This is a genomic window from Paenibacillus lactis, assembly GCF_017873605.1.
Lineage (GTDB): Bacteria > Bacillota > Bacilli > Paenibacillales > Paenibacillaceae > Paenibacillus_AQ > Paenibacillus_AQ lactis.
In genome coordinates this window covers 77,429-98,531 of sequence record NZ_JAGGKI010000015.1, presented here as the reverse complement: position 1 = coordinate 98,531, position 21,103 = coordinate 77,429, and the positions used below count along the sequence as shown (strand labels likewise).

The following is a 21,103-nucleotide window of genomic DNA, read 5'->3' as shown; positions in this document are numbered from 1 at the left end:
TAAAATATACTATATCGCTCGGAATAATGCAATTTAGAAACAAGGAGGAAAGACACCTTATGGGGGGGACGGAAGCAGCTAGAAGAGGCGGACTCATAGGTTCGATAAGCACCACTTATCATAAGATCCTTCTGAATCCTTCTTATAAATACTTACTATTATTATTGGGAGCACCCGTTAATCTCGTGGTCTTCCTCTTTTATTTGGTCCAGCGAAGGAAGGACGACTATACAGCCGCCGAGAACCGCATTCGCAGCGCGATGCTTGCATCCGGGTATTTGGAAGCCCTCCAGGCCGAGATTGCCCAGCAGCAGAAGCGCAAGCACGAGTTCTTCAAGCAGAAGATCAGCGAGCAGCAGCTCCAGCAGGAAGTTGAACGAATCGCACAGGCCCGGTTTAAGGAGGAGCTACGTGACCGGACGACCAAGGAGCTTCTATTAAATAATAAGAAGCGTTTGACCATGGCCGATACGTTCGACCGACTGATCGCCAATCCGTTATTCTTCATTATATCACTGATCCCGGGTCTGCTGATGTATATTCTTATATTTTTATATCGCAGTCCCTATCTGAAATATATTGTGGAACGGCTTGCGATGACGATTCTCGTCATCTTCGGGGTAGCGGTTCTCGTATTTACCATCCTGTACTTGTCGCCGTTCAATCCTGCAGCCAATATTTTAGGAGAGACGGCAACGCCGGAGCAGATCGCGGCCTTCAATAAAATGCACGGTCTCGATCAAGGCTATCTGACGCAGCTGTGGAACAACATCAAGGGCATTGCCTACTTCGATCTTGGCAAATCGTTCTCGGGCAACGAGGATATTACGAACAGCATCGCCCGAAAATTCCCGATCACGCTGACGCTGACCGTCATCTCGCTCATTATTGCGATTGCGATCGCGCTGCCGATCGGCATTATTTCGGCAACCAGACCGAACTCGTTCTTCGATTATACGTTCATGTTCGTTGCGCTGATCGGATTGTCTATCCCGAACTTTTGGCAAGGATTAATCCTTATCCTGAATTTCTCGATTAAGCTGCAGTGGCTGCCGGCAACCTTCAATCCGGAGAATTGGCTGTCCATCGTGATGCCGGTTATTGTGCTCGGTACGGGACTTACCGCTTCCGTTGCCAGAATGACGCGCTCCTCGACGCTTGAGGTCATCCATGAAGATTATATGATCACGGCCAGAGCGAAGGGACTCGGAAAACAGACGATTCTCATGAAGCATGCGGTCCGCAATGCCATTATTCCGATCATCACCGTCATTGGTCTTCAATTCGGGGGTATGATGGGCGGCTCGGCCGTTACGGAAAAAGTGTTCAACATTAGCGGTATCGGGAGCTACATCGTGGACAAGCAATTCATCCCTGATATACCGGCCATCATGGGCGGCGTCGTTTATACCGCCATCACCATATCGCTGGTGAACGTCATTATCGATATCTTGTACGCGTTCTTCGATCCACGGATCCGATCCAAGATGAAACAATACTAAAGCAGGTGTACTCATGATCAAGAAGCTACAATCTAAGCAAGGCACTGCACACCAGCTGAAATCATCACCGGAGTACCGTCAAGCCAGCTTCACATGGGTTATATCATTGACTCTGTCCGTGATCCTGCTGCTGAACAGCTTTGATTTCGCTGGAGGCGCCTTGAAGCCTTGGGTATTTACCGCCTTTGCTGCGTATGCCCTATTTACGATCGTTCAGATGATTATTACGCTCCTGATCCGGCGGGACCTTCTTCGGACCGGGGACATCAGGCGATCAACCCGATTGCTCGGATACATCCAGCTGCTAAGCATCATAACCGGGAATCTGTTTACCGTTACGTTCGGTTTTAACCTCGTCAAACAGCAGAAGCCTCCCGAGTACACCATTGCGGTGTACATGCTGCTAACCCAGCTCTATGTCATCGCTATCTCGGCGCTCAATTTGTTCAAGCCTTATGTATCGAACACTTTTCTACCGGCGATGTTCATCCTCGTCGTGGTTGCAATCCTTCAACTGATCGCACTGCTTTTGGTTGCTAAGTTCGTTACGAGCCACTATGCGCATCCGAAGCTTGTGTGGCTCGCGCTGCCGATTATTGTTACAGCGGCAACCGGCAACATTTTTGCACTGGTGCTCGGGATTAACCTGCTGGCAAAAATCCGCAAGAATGGCAATCCGGCGATGACGCGCTGGAGCGACGTATGGATCAAGCTGACTGCCAACTCGACGGCGATGGCCGGTTTGTTCTTTGTCATCTTTCTGTTCTGCCTGTCGGTATGCAGCGTATTCACCTTTGATTACAGCGTCGCGATCGACAACAATTACAGCGCGATCCTGCTGCCGCCTAGTCTGGAGTATCCGTTCGGCACCGACAATTTCGGGCGGGACTTATTCTCCCGGATCGTGTTCGGCGCACGAATCTCGCTGATCGTCGGATTCGCATCCACCCTCATCCCGGTGATTATCGGCGGGATCCTTGGAGCCATATCCGGCTATTACGGCCGTCAGACGGACAACATCATCATGCGGCTGCTTGACGTGCTGTATGCGATACCGGGCATCCTGCTCGCCATCGCGATCATCGCGGCATTCGGCGCGAATACGGTCAACCTTATTCTTGCGCTTAGCGTAGGGGCCATCCCGACGTATGCCCGAACGATGCGGGCGAATGTCATGCTTGTTTCCACATACGAATACGTGGATGCGGCCAGAGCCTTCGGCTCCAGCAATTTTTCGATTATTTTCAAGCATATCGTTCCGAATTCCCTTGCGCCTATGATCGTCAAATCGACGTTGACCATCGGTGCGGCGGTCATCTCGACAAGCAGTTTGAGTTACCTGGGCCTTGGGGTAGAGCCTCATATTCCGGAATGGGGAAATATCCTCAAAATCGGAAGCACGTATCTGGAGACCAACTCCTACCTGGCGATTTATCCGGGTCTTGCCATCATTGCCCTCGTGCTGTCCTTCAACTTTTTGGGGGACGGACTGCGGGATGCGCTCGATCCGAAGCTGGACTAGCCTGACGGCCTTAGCAGTACCCAATTAACGGTTTCAAACAAATTTATATATACATCACTCAGGAGGGAATCACCATGAAAAAGAGTTCCTTGCTGTTGCTGTTCCTCTCGCTCGTCATCGTACTGGCAGGATGCAACGTAAAAACCAAAGAGGACGCACAGCAGCAAAACCAACAAGAACCAACGGATTCGTCCACGGACGCTTCGGCGGTGACGATTGAGCTGCTCGGTATGAGCTCTAACGAATCCGATGTCAATATCATCCGTGACCAGCTGACCAAAAACGGCTTCAACGTGAAGCTGAATCTTCAGCCTGATTACGGCAGCTTCAAAGCCCAGCAGGATGCCGGCAACTACGATGTCGCGCTGTCCAGCTGGACGACGGTTACCGGTAACCCGGACTATGCCGTTCGTTCCTTGTTCAAAACCGGCGGCGACTACAGCATTATGTCCGATGAAGAAGTGGACAAGCTGATTGACGAAGCCGCTACCCAAACGCCGGAAGAGGCTGTTGCCACTTATAAAAAGCTCGAGGATCGCCTCGTGACGGAAAAAGCCTACATTGCGCCGCTTTACATCTCTCTGAAGAGCCAGGCGTTCAACAAGGACGTTCTTGACGAGAACTCCGTCCGTCTGTCGAAATCCCGCTCCCTGCCATGGGAAGCCGTTGATTTCAAAGACCAGTCGAAGCGCGCAACGCAGCCGCTTATTTTGTCCCAATCGATTTCCGAATTGACTTCCCTTGACCCGATCAAAGGAAACGACGGTTCCATCAACATCATCAACACCAACATGAACGTCCGTCTGATCAACCTGACCGATGACGACAAAATCACGTCCGAAGGCTCTCTGTCTTATAATCATGCCATTGCGGAAGGCAACTCGGAGTACTATTTCATTCTTCGCGACGATATCAACTTCGCCAAAATCACGGATAAAAAAGCCGTTGACTCCGGCGAGCGCGTTGGTGCAGACGATGTCATCTTCTCGATGAATCGTGCGAAGGACAAAAACTCCGTGCCGGATCACCGTACCTACACCCTTCACGAGCACATCAATACCGTTGAAGCGGTCACGGATCTGAGCGTACTGGAGAACACGAAGGTGTCCGGTGGCGGCGAAAGCGTGAAAGAAGCGCTGGAGAAAGGCCTCGACACCAAAATCACTTCCCTGGTCAGCGACAAAAACCAGGCCAGCACCAAGGACGGTAAATACCAGGTCATCAAATTGACGACCACTGAGCCGTTCCCGCAAGTTCTGAACTACCTGGCTCACCAATCCGCAGGGATCGTGTCAAAGAAACAAGTTGAATCCATCAACACCTATGATGTCGAGAAATTCGATGTGAACAAAGACATTCCTTACGGTGACCAAAACACGGTAACGGAAGGCGACAAATACAACAATACGCTGTTTGCAAGCGGTCCTTACATCTTGTCCTACAAGAACGATTACGAGGCCATCTTCTACAAAAACCCTGGTTACATGAAGGGTACGGAGCATGAGCCGAAAATCGAGCAAGTGAAAGTCCGCTTCATCAAGGACGCCGACAGCACGCTCTCCGCGCTGCGCAGCGGCGAGATTCACCTCTACTACGGCGTGCCTGAAACGAAGTACGACGTTGTGAAGGGCGACAGCAAGCTGAAGCTGCAAACCATTGAGAGCAACGCGGTATCTTACCTGCTCTTCAATACGAAGAATCGCGATGTGGCAAGCAGCGAAGATCTGAGAAGAGCGGTGCTCTACTCGATCAACCAGGATGAAATCCTTGCTTACTACAACAATAACAAAATCAAAGCCTACTCCACCGTGAGCCCGATCGTCAAAACCGGCAACGAGCTCGTAGCGGACCCGGCGAAGGTGAAGGAATACTTGGCTGCTTATAAGGCGAGCAAGTAATTTTAAAGTGGGAAGGACGACACTAGCTGTTGCTGGTGTCGTCTTTTTTGTGCTGGGGGTTAGGAGGGGGATTGTTGTTAGCATTGCTTCGCATGCTTTTACCTTGCAGGCATCGCTCTGCACGACTGCACCGTTACTAATGCGGATGTTTCTCAAAGTATTGCATCGCTCCGCATGCGGATGTTCCCTCCGATCCCTCTTGTCCCCAGATTTCCTTGAACTAGTTATAGCCATCGTAGAAATCCGGAGACAAAGGGGCACGCTGCGCTTCTCCTGGAACATTCCGCCTGCTCCGCTGAAGCTTCTCCTGCAACTTTCCGCCTGCTGCGCCGAGGCTATTCAGGGATCCCGAGAGAGCACTGCTGCGTTGCTCTGCCCGCAGAAGGTGCTAATCCCTTTCCCCACTTCCAGCAATGGATCGTAAGAACGCAAAGGCTACTCTCCCCCTTCCTATAGGGGAAGAGGAATAAAATCGTTGAGAAGTTAGTCATCTCAATAATTAGTAGGCACTTTTTTCAGCAAGGATGTTTGTGGGACCTTCTCCATGTGTAAATACAGGTTAGCCTCGCATATAGCGAGACGACTCTGTCAGAAGATAGCCGGCTCCATGGTAGCTCATTTCCATGAGGGCTGTTCCATTGGAGTTTGCTGAAATGCTCTGTAAATACTGCACTGATTCCTTCCCTAGCTCTCGATAAAAGTGCGAGAGTAGGCAATATTGTGGAGGCATCAGCTCGGCCAGTCTCTTTTTATTAATACCTGCCAAGGAGAATCCCCTATGAAAAAATCAACCCTGATCGTTATCTGCATCATTATTGCATTGTACCTGCTGAGTATAATCAGTTACTTCTTCGTAGAATCATATTGACCCTGAAGCATGGAGCTTCACAAACGTTGGTTGCAGACAAAAATGCAGCACTAGAAGTCTTTTGCCCTTCCCCTAACCCATCACTTTTTCGACATGAACCGGCAGTCCGACTCGAAGATTGTGATCTTCTTCCTCAATTTCCCGGGTAATGGTATAAAAACAGACCGATTCAAATTTGATATCGCTCTGTTTTTGCACAGGAAAGCAAAACGTTTATACCTTCTTAAAAGACTACTCCAATCCATTAGCACTTAGGCTATTACTGAAGACAACTTGAAAGTGGCCACTCGAACATTGATGGCCTAACCTTTGACGTCCTTAGCGAACAGGTCCAAGACCCATGACGGAAAGTTAGTCTCCGACTAGGAGATGTCCGTTACCGGATTAAATGAATATACCTACCCGCTGGCTAATGAGTTCGATCAAAAACTTGGCTGCTTAAACCCATAAAAGCCGCAGTTATGCGGCTCTGCTGTCATATCTTATTGTCGTAGTTTTGTTCTGATATCCCCCCCTTCACCAATAGATTTTCTTGGATTTGAAAATCTATTGGTGATACGAAGGGGTAGCCGTCCGTGATATTTACCATCCTTTAAGATAAGCGGCTCTTCGATGGCTGCAGCGCCCACGAGCAGATATTTAATGCAGCATAGGCAAGGGGGAGGATAAAATTAAACCCGTAATCCCCATAGTCGTTGGCAAATGCATGCGATAATGCCGCACCCGTCATTAAAAAGAAGATACCGGCATGAGCCCATTCTTTAAGTCGCGGTAAACCTGGCACGACGAGCGCAATCGCTCCAAGCACTTTCCAAATCCCGAGAATGGTCATTACGTATAATGGGTACCCCAGCTTCGTCACTAATTCGACATTTCCTCCTAATTGCATCAGCTGGCCGATACCACTTAACGTAATAGCTGCTGCGAGTAGGATGGTGACCGACCAATAAGCAACCTTCCTTCCACGGGGTTGGGTATTACCTTTCATTGTTGTTTCCGCACTGATCAGCTTACTCATTTCGATTCCTCCTCATAGCTATATTCTCTCTTGATTACAAAAAACGAGCCACGAATCGTACCAGCTAATTTTGATTTTTGCCTTGCAAATTTAAACTTCCCTTCCAGCTCCTCGGGTACCTCCATCCCCTCAGAAAGCTTAAAACCAACGGCACGCTTCTTAGGATCATCAACCGTATACATGACATTGAGCGCAAGCCCATCCTCATAAAAAACATAGGTAAATTGGATATTTTCCACTTGGAACCGCGATGTTTCCAATGGTTTGGCCGCAATCTCTATATCACGTTCCTTTTTCAAAATGCGGTTCACGTAATCCAGGGCCTCTTGGCTCTCGCTGGCGGGTACAACCGTAAATTCATGCTTATATTTGTTCATAAAATAACGGGCTTCATTGGCTCGTAAACCAGCGAGTGCTTCGGCTACGGGTGAAGATTCTAAACCGGCGGTGGATACATTTTTGAAATCAACGATATGGGACATGTTCATCTCTCCTCAAAGTTTTGTGAGTGTTACTACTTCGAACTACTTCGAGCAAAACTCGCATCGAAAGCGTAGACTTAGTTTTGTGTGAGGTACTTCTTGAATCGACTTCGAGCAAAACTCGCATCGAAAGCGTAAACTTAGTTTTGTGAGCGTTACTACTTCGAACTACTTCGAGCAAAACTCGCATCGAAAGCGTAGACTTAGTTTTGTGTGAGGCACTTCTTTGAACCGACTTCGAGCAAAACTCGCATCGAAAGCATTACTTCCTAACAACAGGAATCCACATTTCACCAAATACCAATCCGTTTCGCTCCCCCATCTCAACCGTGGCGTTCGGTCCGCCAACATAGGCGATATCCTTTGCCTCCGGCAAGACTTGCCCGAAAGCAATGCCAGTTAGCATATGATTCAACTCATCTGCCGTCTTCCCTTCCCCTTTTACAACGAGATATTCCCCTTTAGGAAATTGAATGACCCGGGTTGCTTCGGGTAGAGCTTCATCGGTCATGACGCCAGCATAATACATCATCTTGTTATTCACCGCTTCGTTCACGGCAAACAAGTATTCATTCGCGGCTGCCGCCTTTAATGCATCCAGCCTTCCGTCCTGCTGTACTTCCTCCCAGAAATCTGCCTTTTCCTTGTTGATACCGGCATAATCCGTATAATCGCTTTGAAGCTCGGTTCCGATCCCTACTACGATAAAGCTGTCCTTTTCCGCAATACTGTAGTTTGCCATTTTTAATCCCTTCCTTTTCTTTAGCTTCGCTTGAATTGTCTTATCGCTTTTGTTGACTTTATAATAACTTTTAATCATGTCAAAAAGTGATACTGTTTAGGGGGCCGATGGAAAAAGTTGTGGGTGGAATGATTCCCCCGCCTGGAACATTGAAAAACGAAAAAGGACATTACATAGTTGTCGCTAAACATGTAATGTCCTTCCATTCTTCGTATTCAACTACACAGATATCATTTTGGTTGCAACTGATTGTTGAAATGCCTGATCATGCTCCACCATAATCATGGTGGGATTAAATTGTTGAATTAGTTCTTCAAGCTGCATGCGCGAATACAGATCAATAAAATTTAACGGTTCATCCCAAATGTAGACATGAGCCCGTTCACACAAACTTTTGGCTATAAGAAGCTTTTTCTTCTGCCCGCCGGAATAATGGGAGATATCCTTCTCAAATTGGATTCGGTCAAAGTCCATCTTGCGTAAGATGGATTTAAACAAGGATTCATCAATCTCATGTTCTTCTATAAAGTCCGATAACTGCCCCTTTAGATGAGAAGTATCCTGTTCGACATAGGAAATGATAAGTCCAGACCCCCGTTTGATTGAGCCTGTATGCTGTATCTCATTCCCCAATATTAGTTTGAGGATACTGCTTTTGCCGCTTCCATTCTTTCCATCAAGTATGATGCGATCACCTTGTTCAACCGTGAAGCTAACGGGTTTATTGACGATTTGATCATCGTACATCACTGACAAGTCAGCCAAAACGATCAATTCTTTTGACTGAAATTCCAATGGTTCTAATTTTAACGGCTCGGTTTTCTCCACATTTTTTAGCAGCTTGGACTTTTCCTCAATCGCCTTTTGCTGCCTTGACTCAATGCTCTTTGCCCTCTTCATCATCTTCGCCGCTTTATGGCCTACAAAACCCTTGTCGAGTTTAGAACCCGAATTCGTTGTCCCGTTTTTGGAGGCTTCCACTTGGTTAGACCAATTTGCTGAACGCTTCGAAGACTCCTTTAACCGCCCGATGTCCTTTTGCAGACGCTGATTGATTACCTCTTCGTGTTCCTGCTGCCTATCAAAATTTAACTTCCATGAAGAATAGTTGCCGCTTTGAACCTCGATATTCGCTCGATTGATCGACAAGATGTGGTCAACGCATCCGTCTAAGAAGCTTCGATCGTGCGAGATTAGAATAAACCCTTTTTTCTTCCTTAAATAATCAGAGACAACCTTTCGTCCATCGGTGTCTAAATGATTCGTTGGCTCATCAATCAATAAAAATTGGCCTTCATTCAAAAATAGTCCCGCCAGCAATACCTTGGTTTGTTCTCCATTGGATAAGGTTTTGAACGGTCGGTACATGACCTCGGCATCCACTTTCAGATAGGATATTTCACGAAGAAACTCCCAATCCTCTGCTTGGGGACAAATTTCTTCAAGAACTTCATAAGTTAACTTGTTAGGATCCGAAACGGGATAAGGAAAATAATTAAATTCGACCGAAGAAAGGATGTTCCCGCTATACTCATACTTCCCTAATAACAGCTGAAAGAACGTTGTTTTGCCCCGCCCATTTCTTCCAATAAAGCCAAGCTTCCAATTGGTATCGATTTGAAAGTTTACCCCTTCGAAAATATGGTCAAAGCTGCCTGGATAAGAAAACGTTAAGTCTTGAACTTTTATCATTGACATGAAAAATTCCTCCTTTGTATATCGCACTTCTTTCTGTATACAAAGTCGGTAAATCCATCTATTTTCATACTCCGCATAAGTTTGATGGATATTAACGACTTATACGGAGTATTACATGCGTAACGATCGTGTCCGAACTACTCATTTCTCTCTCCCCTTTATATTTAGATTTTAAAAACATCACAGCTCACCCTATGAGAGAATAAAAAATCCTCCCAAATGGATATGGAAGGATTAGCCGTTAATTTTCATAAATAAGTTTGTAGTTTGCCATTACATTCATGACATGTACACTGATTTATAGAAATGGATAGACTAACCCTATATTTTGTATTTGGAAGTTATTCAACTCAAATAAAAATATAGATTAGTTAACCATCGTCCATCCATCAGTCCTCTCATCATTATGTTCTTATATTAACAATTATTTTTGAGGAATACAATCATCCTTTCCCCTCAATAAATGTATGGTTGTCACCTTACATCTTTTCAACGATTGTATGGTGATGTTTTTAAGTTTCGTTTACCCTCGTTAGGAAAAGGCATCCCTGCATCGATTAAGCAGCTCATCCAACCTTTTGTCTCTTGATTCACGTGCATTTCTGCCTTGTCTTTTTACTGCCGTAATCGCCTCCTCGTTGGACATTCCTCGACAGCTTACGAGCCAGGCAGCAAGAACATGACCTGTCCGGCCTACTCCACCTGAGCAGTGAACGACCGTTTTCGCTTGCAGCCGCTCTGACTCCGCTAAAAATGGTAAAATACGATAAATAAGTTGGTCCTCTTCTACCAGCTGGAAATCTTCAACGGGAACCCAAAGCACATTATCTTTACCAAACTCCTGGTGGTAACTTCGAAGCAGATCCTCATAAGCGGCTAATTGACGTGGGGGTAATAAACAAATGACGCGTATTATGCCTTGTATCCGCATAAATGCAATCCACCTTTGCAATAGCACGGAGGAAACACGCGCGAAGGGAAATCCAGGGCGGCGCGCTCCAAAAACGAAATGTTCCCCTTCATAAGCAGCGGTGAACCCATGTTTAGGATTACTTATCCACTCCGCAAGCTTCATCATGAATTTATTCATATGAACGCCATCTCCTTTTTTTGTTTTAGAAGTTGGACAGTCATATATCATATTCGAGCTCTAAGACAAAGACCCCTTTTCGGGGTCTTTGTCATTTTGATGTTCAGAACACATGCATTTACCTGATCCCAATGCTTCTATGAGCATCTCCTGGCTCAGGTCCATTGGTTTTTCCCATTTTTTAGAGAAATATTACCGTAACCTTTTTCCAAAGAAAGCGTTTTATATTGCACGGGGAAATAGCATAACCCAGAAACATTTGGTTCTGCTGTTTTCATTAAGCGGATTCTTCAGTGATACGCTGGGTTAAGAAAGGAGGATAACAAAAGCATCAGCCCTAGAATCCGCAAAAATTAAACAGATGGGAGGAAATCCGGTGAATACTAAATCAAAAGTAATGCACGCCTTAGTTTTCCTAATCGTTCTATCTTTTACGTTAGGTTCTTATGCTTTTGCTTACAACAACAAAGACAACATGTGCGGCAAATGGAGTTCTCCCGGAAGCATTAAATATAAATTTATCGGGGACACGCCAAGTGATTACAGAAACATTTTTGCCACTGCTGTCGTTGGGTGGAATGATACACCAACCAAAGTTGGTCTGTCACATGATTATTCTTTACTTACTGCAAATATTTTCGGCATATATAACGAAGAAGGATCGAATATGGGTAGAGCCCATCTATACTGTAAACCTTTTACCTCAGAAGCTAGCAGCGGCGATGCAGGTCTAAACAACTTGTGGTTCTATAATTACTCCGGACCGCTAAACAAAACGAATTTGCAGATTAATACCGCACTGCATGAAATCGGACACTTTATCGGTCTAGGGCACTCTACGGTTTCCCCAACAGTGATGTGGGCAACAGGACTTTATACCGATACTAAACCACTACAAGATGACATTAACGGTGCTAATGCCATGTATCCTTAATCAATGGAAGGGAGGGAATATAATTGGTTAATAGAATAAAGAGTTACGCTCTAACGATTTTGGCGGCTTTTGTAGCTGCTACTCTGGTTTACTTTGTTTATGCACAGGTTAGCGGATCGTCGAATGGAGAAGTAAGAAGAGCCACGGCAAATAACATCGATCTAGCAATTGAAACCTCCCCGGTTGTAGTTATTGGGAAGATTATCGATGATAAGAGAACAACCCGAAACCTTAGACGGGATTCGGTCGATCCGACGAAAGAAGACCAGAACGTCAGTGTTCCAGGAACGGATTATGCTGTTGAGGTAACCAAAGTTTTAAAGGGGGATGTCACACCGAATAGCAAAATTCATGTCGCTGTTCCTGGAGGAAACTACAAAGGAGAATCCACTCCCTTACAGGCTACTTTAACAAAGAATGGTGAGTATATCTTTGCATTAGCTCCTTCACCGTCAGGTCCTTCAAGTTATTACGGTATGATTGAACCATATATTTTTCAATTGAAAAACAATAGGGTTGTCGCAATTACCAATGACGATACTATCAAAGCGGATTTTCAGGAAGTGAACCTGACTGAAGCAGAGCTCACTCAGAAATTCAATAAATAAACTTACACCCACCAATCTCTCCGTCACGGTAATTACCAAAAGAAGTTCTGTATAAAAACAAAACCGCTCCTCTCGCCTATATGGCTGGAGAAGCGGTTATCCCTCACCCTAACTGTTGATCGCTGTCAACTAATATGCACTACGAACGAGGCTGCTAATGAATCATCCGTATAATCCGTGCGAATGAATTTAATTCTGGTAGCGGTAAAGAAGGTAGCTGACTATACCGACACGACCGCCGCCGGATCGATGCAGTCCGCCATTGATCGGACCTCGACCTGCCCCGGGCGGCCCGTGACGAACGGCGTTTCGCCGGCAGCATTTCTGCGGTTAAAGGATACCGTCACCGGAATGCCCGGAATCAGGTCGAAGAAGTTGTCGCTGTAGAAGCCTTCCTCCTCCTGGGACAGCCACACATGACGGGCCAGCACGTCACTCTCCAGCACGAACGCGGTACCCCCGCTGCCATCAACCTCGCTTACGCGAATGTTCGGGCGTTGAAGGCGGAGCGCCTTGTCATTCACGAAGTAATGGGTTTTGCTGTCGAGCACGTCATCCTCCTGAAGCAGCTGCGCCAGCAGCACTACCCGGGACGGGTCATGGCCTTGCAGAAGCCCGTCTTCTGCCGCCCGGAACGCCACAAAGGATGCCTGCGCCTCCGCATCGACCGGATGTTCGGAAGCGTACAGCTCCTTACCGTCAAAATCGAACAGCTGGACGCGCAGCGTTCCGCGAACCGGTTCGTTCACGTCGGAGACGAGATGAACGCGGACCTCCTGTTCCCTGGAATCAACCGACAGGCTGACGTCCCGGAAGCTGCGCTTAGCCACGTACTGCAGCGCCTTCCATCTTCCGAGGTAGTCCATGCCTGCCCAGGAAGCGACCGGCCAGCAGTCGTTCATCTGCCAATACAGGGTACCCATGCAGTACGGTTTGTTGCGGCGATGGGCCTCGATTGCCATTTTCATTGCTTCGCCCTGTTGAATCTGGCTCATATGCAGGAATGCTTCAAAATCCTTCGGCTCATGATAATACTGCTCCATGTAGCTCTTGATGAGCCTGTTGCCCGCCCCATTCTTCTGGTGCGCCAGCATGACCTTCGATTCCAGCTCCATGTCGCTTTCCTCTGCATAGGTGCGGACCGTCTTCGGCTCCGGGAACGACTGGAAGCCGTACTCGCTCATAAAGCGTCCTACATACACGTTGTAATTATCGAACGGTTCAGTGTTATGCCAAACGCCCCAGTAGTGAATGTCACCGCTTGTCGTGGATGGATTGGCATGCTGATCCTTGTCACCGCTCAGCGATACGAGCGGCGACGACGGCCAATATTCCGCGCCGGGCGCATAGCTTGCGACCGCTTCCGGCAAAATCCGGTGGAAAATGGCCTCATAGTCGGCCCAAATCCGCTCTCGCTGCTCATGCGTATAATCCTTCTTCCATCCCCATCCGGCGTTCTCGTCATAGTGGGCCCAAGCAGAGTCAATTTCATTATTGCCGCACCAGAGCACGATGCTCGGATGATTCCGCAGCCGGACGATATTCTCCTCCGCTTCCAGCCGTACGTTTTCCAAAAACGCCTCATCCCCGGGATACATGCTGCAAGCAAACATGAAATCCTGCCATACCATCAAGCCGTACTCATCGCACAGGTCATAGAATACCTTCTCTTCATAAATGCCGCCGCCCCAAATGCGCAGCATATTCATATTGGACTCCGCAGCGGACGCAATCTCGTGACGATAACGCTCAGCGGTCACTTCCGTAATAAAGCTGTCGTTCGGGATATGGTTTGCACCCTTGGCGAAAACCGGCGTGCCGTTCAGCTCAATATAGAACGATGTGCCTCTCTCGTCCTTGTCCCGTACGAGCCGGACGCTGCGCAGTCCGGTTCTCACCCGGTACGACGCTGCAGTGTGCTGATCCCGGACGAGCTCCACTTGAAAATCATACAGATGCGCTTCGCCCAATCCCCGGCACCACCACAGCTTTGGCTCGGCAATGGCCAATTCCAGCTCGACGGTGTTGCTGCCCTCCGCCAATTGGACCTCCTTCTCCCATACCTGTCCGGCTGCCGACACGCGCAGCTTGCCCTGCCACGCCTGCTCGGCCTCAATGGATGCCACAGCCGTCAATTGTGCCGATACGGCCGTAATTTCATCCTGGCGGATGAACACATCATCCAGACGCACCTCCGACCAGGCTTCGATGCGGGCCTCCCGCCAGATTCCGCTCGTGACGAACCGTGGACCCCAATCCCAGCCGTAATGGTACGGCGCCTTCCGCGCAAAGATGCTGACCTTCCGGTCGCCCAGTCCCCCAAGCTCGGACTGATCATTGCTCGCCGGCAGCGGGTATCCCAGCTTCTCCAGCTTCGGCAAATCCTCCTGGATCGGCGAGCGGAACCGGATGCGGATGGCGTTGCCGTCCGCCTTGACGAGTGATTTTACGTCGACGCGCCATGAGCGGAACATATTATCCGCTTCCAGCACCTTCACCCCGTTGAAGTACACATCCGCATATGTATCCAAGCCCTCGAATACCAGCTCAACCTTGGCTTGAGACTGTAGCTGCGGATCGATTTCAACCACCGTTTCGTACTCCCAATCCTTCTTGTCAATCCACTGCAGATCATGCTCATTCGTTCCGTAGAACGGATCCGGGATCTTGCCGTTTCTCAGCAGATCTGTGTGAACGCAGCCCGGCACTTGGGCTGGAAGCCACTCCGTCTCGTCGCTAGCCTTAAAATTCCACTTCGTTAATGTCAGAATGTTTTTATTCATGGTAGTCACCTTGCCCTATTTTTATATTTTGTATGGAACTCATCGTTTAGCATGCGGCATGGCTTCGATCCAGCATCGTTTTCTCCACTCCGAAAAGACATTGCTGCACCATAACACACATAGATTCAAAATCCTTTTTTAGCATTCGATGGGCAGCGCCAAAATCGCCTCCGCCCAATCTTTCCCTAGTCCTTCAAATTCGGAAGCTCATCCAGCGTAACCGTAAAGGGATGCGCATAGGTCTTCACGAGCTGCTCCGCATCCGTATATTCTTCGGAATAGACACGCTCGTCTCCTTCCCCGGTGAAAACAAAACTTCCGTACCAGGTGCAGTTCCATGCCCAAGGGCAGTCATCCGCAAGCATCCGGTCTGGATCGGGGACGACCCCGTTCTCGGTCAACGCGATAATCTTCCTCGCAGCTGTATACGACTCCGCCATGCGGAATCGCTCCGCTTGGGAGCCGTAATCCTGAGCGGGCGGATAAATATCTTCGCCGATGATATCGACGTACGCATCCCCGGGATACCAGTCCTTATGCTGGCCGTTCCATACCCAGATCAGGTTGTTCAGCCCGTGAACATGGGTCATCCGCTCGTACATCAGCTTCCATAAAGCGATGCAGGGCTCCGGCCCTTTCGCTCCCCACCAGAACCATCCGCCCGACGCCTCATGCAGCGGCCTCCACAGCACCGGCACCCCTTCGTCCTGCAGCCGTTTCAGCTGATCGGAGATTGCATCGATATCGCGGATAAGCAGGCGGTATTCCTCCGAGTCCTGATCCGACATCGCCCGCTGAACGTCGAAGGTTGTGGCTTTCGTATAAAACCCGCTCCCCCATGTGCGGTCCGGCGGCAGATCAATCAGATCCTTCGGGGCATTCCAATGCCAGCAGAAGGTGACGATCCCGCCGCGGTTCCACCAATCGATTGCAAGATCGGTGTCGCGGCATTCAGCACCGCGTTCCACCCTGGACGGCGAGTAATTCATGAAGTCGAAGCCGCCAACCGCAGGGTACTTTCCCGTTACCCTGTGAATCATCTCGAATTCAGGCGTCGATACGACGCCGATCTGCTGTCCGGTCAGCATCCGCTTTCCGTAAATGCTGCACAAATAACGCATCAATCGCTTCGCGCCCTCGGAGGCCCTTGGATTAATCAACTCGGGCGCAACCTCGAATCGGGAAGTATTAGCTTTCGCCATTGTCTTCTCTCCTGACCTGTCGTTATGGGACAATTCTTGGCAGTAGCTACCGGCCCTCAATTATCCGCTTTCCGCGCACACCCTTAATTTCATGCCACTCTTTGCACAACATCACGCTTAGTCCACAAAGCCCATACCCCATGCTTTTCATGGGCAGCCTACTACTCCGGACGCTCCATCTTGCCGCGCTTAGCCTACGACCCGCATATGCTCCATCTTTCCTCGCCTAGCCTACAACCCCCGTACGCTCTACGCTCTCCACGAAATGGCGCTGCACGAACAGATACAGGGCGATGAGCGGCAAAATCGCCAGCAAAATGCCGGTATCCACCACCAAGGCCACATAGTTCGGATCCGCCTTGGCCGACGAGCCGAGCCCCATGATGGACGGCAGGAACTGATTCGCATCAGCGGGCAGCGAAGCGATCTTCAGCGGCATAAGCGCCCCTTCGCTCATGAAGAGCGAGGTATAGAACGTGTCGTTATACTGCCATACGAACGAAAACAGCGTGACGGTAATGAGCGGCGGAATCGCATTCGGCAGCATAATCGCGAAAAAGGTCTTGATCCCGCCCGCTCCGTCGATCAGCGCCGCCTCCTCGATCTCCTTCGGCAAGCCGCGGAAGAACTGGCGGAAAATATATACGAACAGCCCGGCTTTCAGCCCGGTCGCCGTAGCCGACGTAATGATGGACGGCCAGTAGCTGTTGAGCAGATTGATTCCTTCCTGGCCGCTGAACAGCCGGACCAGCCCGAGCACGTCAAAGCTTCGGAAGTGCAAATACATCGGCACCATCAGCGTGCTCATCGGTATCAGGATCGTCAGAACGACCAGCGCGAACAACAGATTGCTCCCCGGAAAGGTGAACCGTGCAAATCCATAGCCCGCAAGCGCCGTCGACATTGTCGTAAGCAGCATCGTAATAAACACATAGATCATCGTATTGAGCAGCAGCGGCCAATAATCAAGCAGGTCCAGCACGATTTTGAAATTATCCAGCGTGAAGTGTACCGGAATCATGTAAATCGTCGGGTTATAAATGTCCTGCTTATCCTTGAACGCAACCGAGAATTTGGAAATGATCGGATAAATAATGATAAAGGTGATGCCGATGATCAGCAGATAACGGAATACCGACCATAGGATCGGCAGCGTCTTGTTCCTGATCCGGTTCATGCGTGCCTGAACCGATTCTTTCGACGGGTCCCGAATAATTGCCATGCGTTGCTCCTCCCTTCCTCCTGTTCCTTGTTCCGATCGTAAATGTGACAGCCTTAGTTTTGGTAAAAGGTTCTTCTGGACACGATGATGCCCATGATGACCAGAAGCAGGCTCACCACGATCGTGTACAGCCAGGCCATCGCCGCGCTGAGTCCGAAATTTTGCGTCTTGAAGGCCGTCTCATAGATCGTTCGGGTTACCGTGCTGTCCGTAAACGAGTCGATGATGGTGTAGATCATGTTGGTCAGGATAAGCGGGCTCACCATCGGGAACGTAATTTTCCAGAATGATTCATAAGCGGTTGCGCCTTCGATCTTGGCCACTTCGTACATCGAGCTCGGCACGGCCTGCAGCGCGGCCAGGAAGATAAGAATCTGAACGCCGGAGCTGCTGATGATGTCGTAGATCCGCATGACGGCCTCGACGATGTAATCGGTGATCGTGATCGGGAATCCGGCTTCCGTCAAGATCCGCACCATGGAGAGCACGTTAAACTGTCCGGATGCCGTGCCGAGCTCCTCCGCCACGGACGCGTTTCCGACCAGGTTGATGAGCCCTGATGTTTCGGCAGCAGAAATCGCTCCGGAGGCCAGAATGACCGGCAGGAAGAAGATCGCCCTTGCCAGCGCCCGGCCCCTGAATTTCTGATTGAGCAGGACTGCGGAGAACAGGCTGAAGAACAGGATTAAAGGCACATCCACGACCGTCCCCAGAATGGATTCCGTCAAAATCCGGTTGAAGTTAGCGTCCACGAACAGCGCATCCTTGAAGTTCTGCCAGCCGACAGCCTCCAGCTCATACCCTCCCGGGGAAATGACCAGCTTGCTGAAGCTGAATAGAATGGACTGAAGCAGCGGCCCGGCGAACAGAAAGACAAAGCCGATGAGCCATGGTGCAATGAACAGCAGGCCGAGCATGGATCTTTTTTGCGTTAAGGACAGTCTTAATTTCATGCCCGGTCACCACCTACTGCATAGGATTGCGGCTCCACCGTAATGCCGCGAACCGAGGCCGGCTTGTCGGTATAATTGATCAGAATCGACATGCCGCTCTCATACTTCACTTCGACCACGCCATCCGCATGCTGCGTGTGCTCGACCATCCGCTCGGTTCGGACCGGAGCGAGCACCTCGTTCAGCTCGTTGTACAGGGCAACGGCCTCCTCGTACCAATCCCGGTAATCGGCTGCATACATCTCGTCGAACCGCGTGTATTTCAGCTCCGAGCTCTGCTCGTAGGACCACAGATAGCGAGGAGCCGAGCCCATCTCCAGCGACTGGAGCAGCTGCTTGCGGGGATTCTGCTCGTTGCCGATATTGAACGCGCCCGCCGCATAATCGATGTAGCCGTGAATGACCATCTGGTAAAAGGGCACCTCGGCATCGGTAAGGCCAAATTTGCTGCTTGCCGCCGGAACATCGATCAGATGCTTCGCGTACGGCCAGCTGTATGCATTGCCGCCCGATACCATCAGATCCGGGCTCGCCTCCCGCAGCCGCTCCAGCTGATCTTGGGCGATCAGCTTGGCCGTCTCCCGGAATACGACCCGCTGTACCCGGTAGTCGGAGCTCAGAACATCGCCCAGATCCCGCAAGGATAATGAAGCGATGCCGTAACGGCCGTAGGAATCCGCAAACCGGCTCACGTAATGCGGAAGCTTCGCCGGGGACATAAGATAGTAGGTGCCGTAATACGAATCCATCCGGTTCATGTTGCGGTCGTAAGGATGCAGCTCCGCCGTTTCCCTGGTGACGAACCTGGCGGCATCCGATGCCGGCGTAAAGGAACCATCGTCCCGGTAAACATGCTGGAACGCAACATCCGGGTACAATCCGCCGCCTGCGGCCTGCAGCTCCGCCGCCAGCTCCTTCAGCTCCGAGACGCTGCCGACGGCCCCGTCCGTCTTGGCGTTGACCGGCGGCTTATGATGAACGCCTTTGCCGAACCAGCCGAGATAGCGCATGCGCAAATTCGATACCCCATCCTTCATAAGCTTACCGGCAATTTCCCCTGCCTGGTCAAATGTCGTCATGGAGACGACGGCATGATACGGCACGCCGAGGAAGGATCGCTGCTTATCCACGCTGCCGAGCATGTCGAGATAGAACGGAAGCGAATCGCTTTCCGCCAGCGGCGTCAGTTTGTTTTCCTTAACCAGCCGCTGCTGGTATAAGCGAGCCATTCCCGAGTAAGTCGCATCCCCGCCGGATAAGAAGCTGTACCTGACGGAGAGATGGCCGTCGTACATTTTGTCGCTCAGCAGCTGGATTTCCTGAACCGTGCTTCCGGTGTACAGCTCCAGCATATCCTCGCCCCGGACGGCAAAGCTGCTGAACACATGATTGTACGAGTTCTGCTTGCCGCTGATATCGGCCGACACGCTCGCGACGGCATCCCCTTCCTCAATGATGGCAAGCCATGCGCCGTCTCCGCTCTTCATTCCGAATACGGGCATGCGGGCCGGATCGGCAACCTGTCCCCGGCTTTCGCTGTTATGGTTCGGATCGGTGCCGTATATCCGCTGCACGTATTGCTCTTCCTTCACCTTGCCGTTATTCAGCATAATCAGGCTGCCGCTGCCGTCCGGAACGAGCATATACCCCTGCTCCTTCGTACCAGCCGCCCCGAAATAGCGGAGGAGCTCCAGGCTGCGCAGCCGGTAGGTCTCGCTTTCGGTTACCTGGCCAAGCGGCACCGACACCATCAGGGAATCCTCGTCGAGGCGATATTCGATCGGAATGGTGAACCGCGGCTTTGAATCTGCGCTTGCCGCCTCCCCACCCCCGGACGCATTGTCGATGGCCAGATCATCTGCGGTGTATCCGGCCTGCTCGAACGCCCCCAGCATTTTTTTCAGGACCAGCTCTTTCTTGATCTGTTCGTCCAGGCGCTCCAGCACGGCGGGGTTATCCTTCATCGGGTAGTAGCGGGCCTGCACGTATTTAGCCAACGTGGCATCCAGCTTGCTGAGCACTTTCTCCTGCAGCCGATCGGGCGTAATATATTTCGGCAGGGCATCGATGCCCAGCGACACATCGCCCAGAGTGTATGTAACCCTGATGCCGTTCTCAATGCTTTCGGCTTGGAAATTCCCGTTCGTTACGCTCCATGTGTAGTTCGGATACGTTTCGAGCGTGCCGATCGAATCGCGGAACGTCACCGTCAGCTGCGAGGACAGAGCCTCCTTCTCGAACGGCGATGCGATCGGATCCTCCGCCCGGTCCGCCGGGTTGCTGTACCATATGCGGCCGCTTCGTTTGTCCCGAATCGCGATTTCGGTCGTCTCCGGATGGTAGTACAGGCCAAGCCCGGCCGTCTCTGCGACCAGGCTCATGCCTGGTACGCCCTCGGTCCGGTCCGGCAGAACGGTAAGCTCCTTCCCCGGCGCCGGCTCCGAGGCTCCTGCAGCATAAGCAGCAACGTCCACCGCCGGCGCGCCCCGGTTCGCGCCGATCAGAAAGCCCGTTGCAATGCCGGCGATGACGACACATGCAAGCACCGTGTAGAGCCATTTTCTTGATTTCACGGCTTAAG

Annotated in this window: 15 protein-coding genes; 5 read left to right on the top strand and 10 right to left on the bottom strand. The window is 50.3% G+C overall.

What is annotated here, in order from left to right; genetic code table 11:
* Positions 1-59: 59 nt before the first annotated feature.
* The 3 genes from J2Z18_RS23185 (at position 60) to J2Z18_RS23175 (ending at position 4,922) form a co-directional block, all read left to right on the top strand.
* The gene (locus J2Z18_RS23185; RefSeq protein WP_007131571.1) at positions 60-1,502 is read left to right on the top strand and encodes an ABC transporter permease; all 1,443 of its coding nucleotides are present in this window, start codon (positions 60-62) and stop codon (positions 1,500-1,502) included.
* 13 nt (positions 1,503-1,515) lie between these two features.
* A complete protein-coding gene (locus J2Z18_RS23180; RefSeq protein ID WP_007131570.1) occupies positions 1,516-3,024 on the top strand; it encodes an ABC transporter permease in 1,509 nt (502 codons plus the stop codon).
* A gap of 74 nt (positions 3,025-3,098) precedes the next feature.
* Entirely contained in the window at positions 3,099-4,922 is a 1,824-nt protein-coding gene (locus J2Z18_RS23175; RefSeq protein WP_007131569.1) for an ABC transporter substrate-binding protein, read from the top strand.
* Between the two features lie 1,460 nt (positions 4,923-6,382).
* Here the strand turns inward: J2Z18_RS23175 and J2Z18_RS23170 are convergent.
* From J2Z18_RS23170 to J2Z18_RS23150, 5 genes are all read right to left on the bottom strand, one after another.
* Entirely contained in the window at positions 6,383-6,808 is a 426-nt protein-coding gene (locus J2Z18_RS23170; protein WP_007131568.1) for a DoxX family protein, read from the bottom strand.
* Positions 6,805-7,290, bottom strand: a complete 486-nt coding sequence (locus J2Z18_RS23165) for a DUF8821 family protein (protein ID WP_007131567.1) — start codon at positions 7,288-7,290, stop codon at positions 6,805-6,807. The genes J2Z18_RS23170 and J2Z18_RS23165 overlap by 4 nt, the downstream gene beginning before the upstream one ends.
* 262 nt (positions 7,291-7,552) lie before the next feature.
* Positions 7,553-8,032 (bottom strand): GyrI-like domain-containing protein, encoded by a 480-nt coding sequence (locus tag J2Z18_RS23160; protein ID WP_040739768.1) that lies wholly within the window; start codon positions 8,030-8,032, stop codon positions 7,553-7,555.
* A 219-nt stretch (positions 8,033-8,251) separates the two neighbouring features.
* Positions 8,252-9,730, bottom strand: a complete 1,479-nt coding sequence (locus tag J2Z18_RS23155; RefSeq protein ID WP_007131565.1) for an Lsa family ABC-F type ribosomal protection protein — start codon at positions 9,728-9,730, stop codon at positions 8,252-8,254.
* Positions 9,731-10,262: 532 nt separating this feature from the next.
* Positions 10,263-10,820, bottom strand: coding sequence for a protein-tyrosine phosphatase family protein (locus J2Z18_RS23150; protein WP_210095436.1), 558 nt, complete (start codon positions 10,818-10,820; stop codon positions 10,263-10,265).
* A gap of 376 nt (positions 10,821-11,196) precedes the next feature.
* Between J2Z18_RS23150 and J2Z18_RS30925 the strand changes: the two genes are divergently transcribed.
* Entirely contained in the window at positions 11,197-11,754 is a 558-nt protein-coding gene (locus J2Z18_RS30925) for a matrixin family metalloprotease (protein ID WP_007131563.1), read from the top strand.
* Positions 11,755-11,777: 23 nt separating this feature from the next.
* A complete protein-coding gene (locus tag J2Z18_RS23140) occupies positions 11,778-12,362 on the top strand; it encodes a hypothetical protein (RefSeq protein ID WP_210095435.1) in 585 nt (194 codons plus the stop codon).
* A gap of 221 nt (positions 12,363-12,583) precedes the next feature.
* On the opposite strand, the gene J2Z18_RS23135 is transcribed toward J2Z18_RS23140, so the two are convergent.
* The 5 genes from J2Z18_RS23135 to J2Z18_RS23115 form a co-directional block, all read right to left on the bottom strand.
* Entirely contained in the window at positions 12,584-15,145 is a 2,562-nt protein-coding gene (locus tag J2Z18_RS23135; protein ID WP_210095434.1) for a beta-mannosidase, read from the bottom strand.
* Positions 15,146-15,330: 185 nt separating this feature from the next.
* A complete protein-coding gene (locus J2Z18_RS23130) occupies positions 15,331-16,347 on the bottom strand; it encodes a glycosyl hydrolase (RefSeq protein WP_007131560.1) in 1,017 nt (338 codons plus the stop codon).
* A 226-nt stretch (positions 16,348-16,573) separates the two neighbouring features.
* Entirely contained in the window at positions 16,574-17,569 is a 996-nt protein-coding gene (locus tag J2Z18_RS23125) for a carbohydrate ABC transporter permease (protein WP_210095433.1), read from the bottom strand.
* A 53-nt stretch (positions 17,570-17,622) separates the two neighbouring features.
* A complete protein-coding gene (locus J2Z18_RS23120) occupies positions 17,623-18,522 on the bottom strand; it encodes a carbohydrate ABC transporter permease (protein ID WP_007131558.1) in 900 nt (299 codons plus the stop codon).
* Positions 18,519-21,095 (bottom strand): DUF5696 domain-containing protein, encoded by a 2,577-nt coding sequence (locus J2Z18_RS23115; RefSeq protein ID WP_210095432.1) that lies wholly within the window; start codon positions 21,093-21,095, stop codon positions 18,519-18,521. The genes J2Z18_RS23120 and J2Z18_RS23115 overlap by 4 nt, the downstream gene beginning before the upstream one ends.
* Positions 21,096-21,103: the final 8 nt, after the last annotated feature.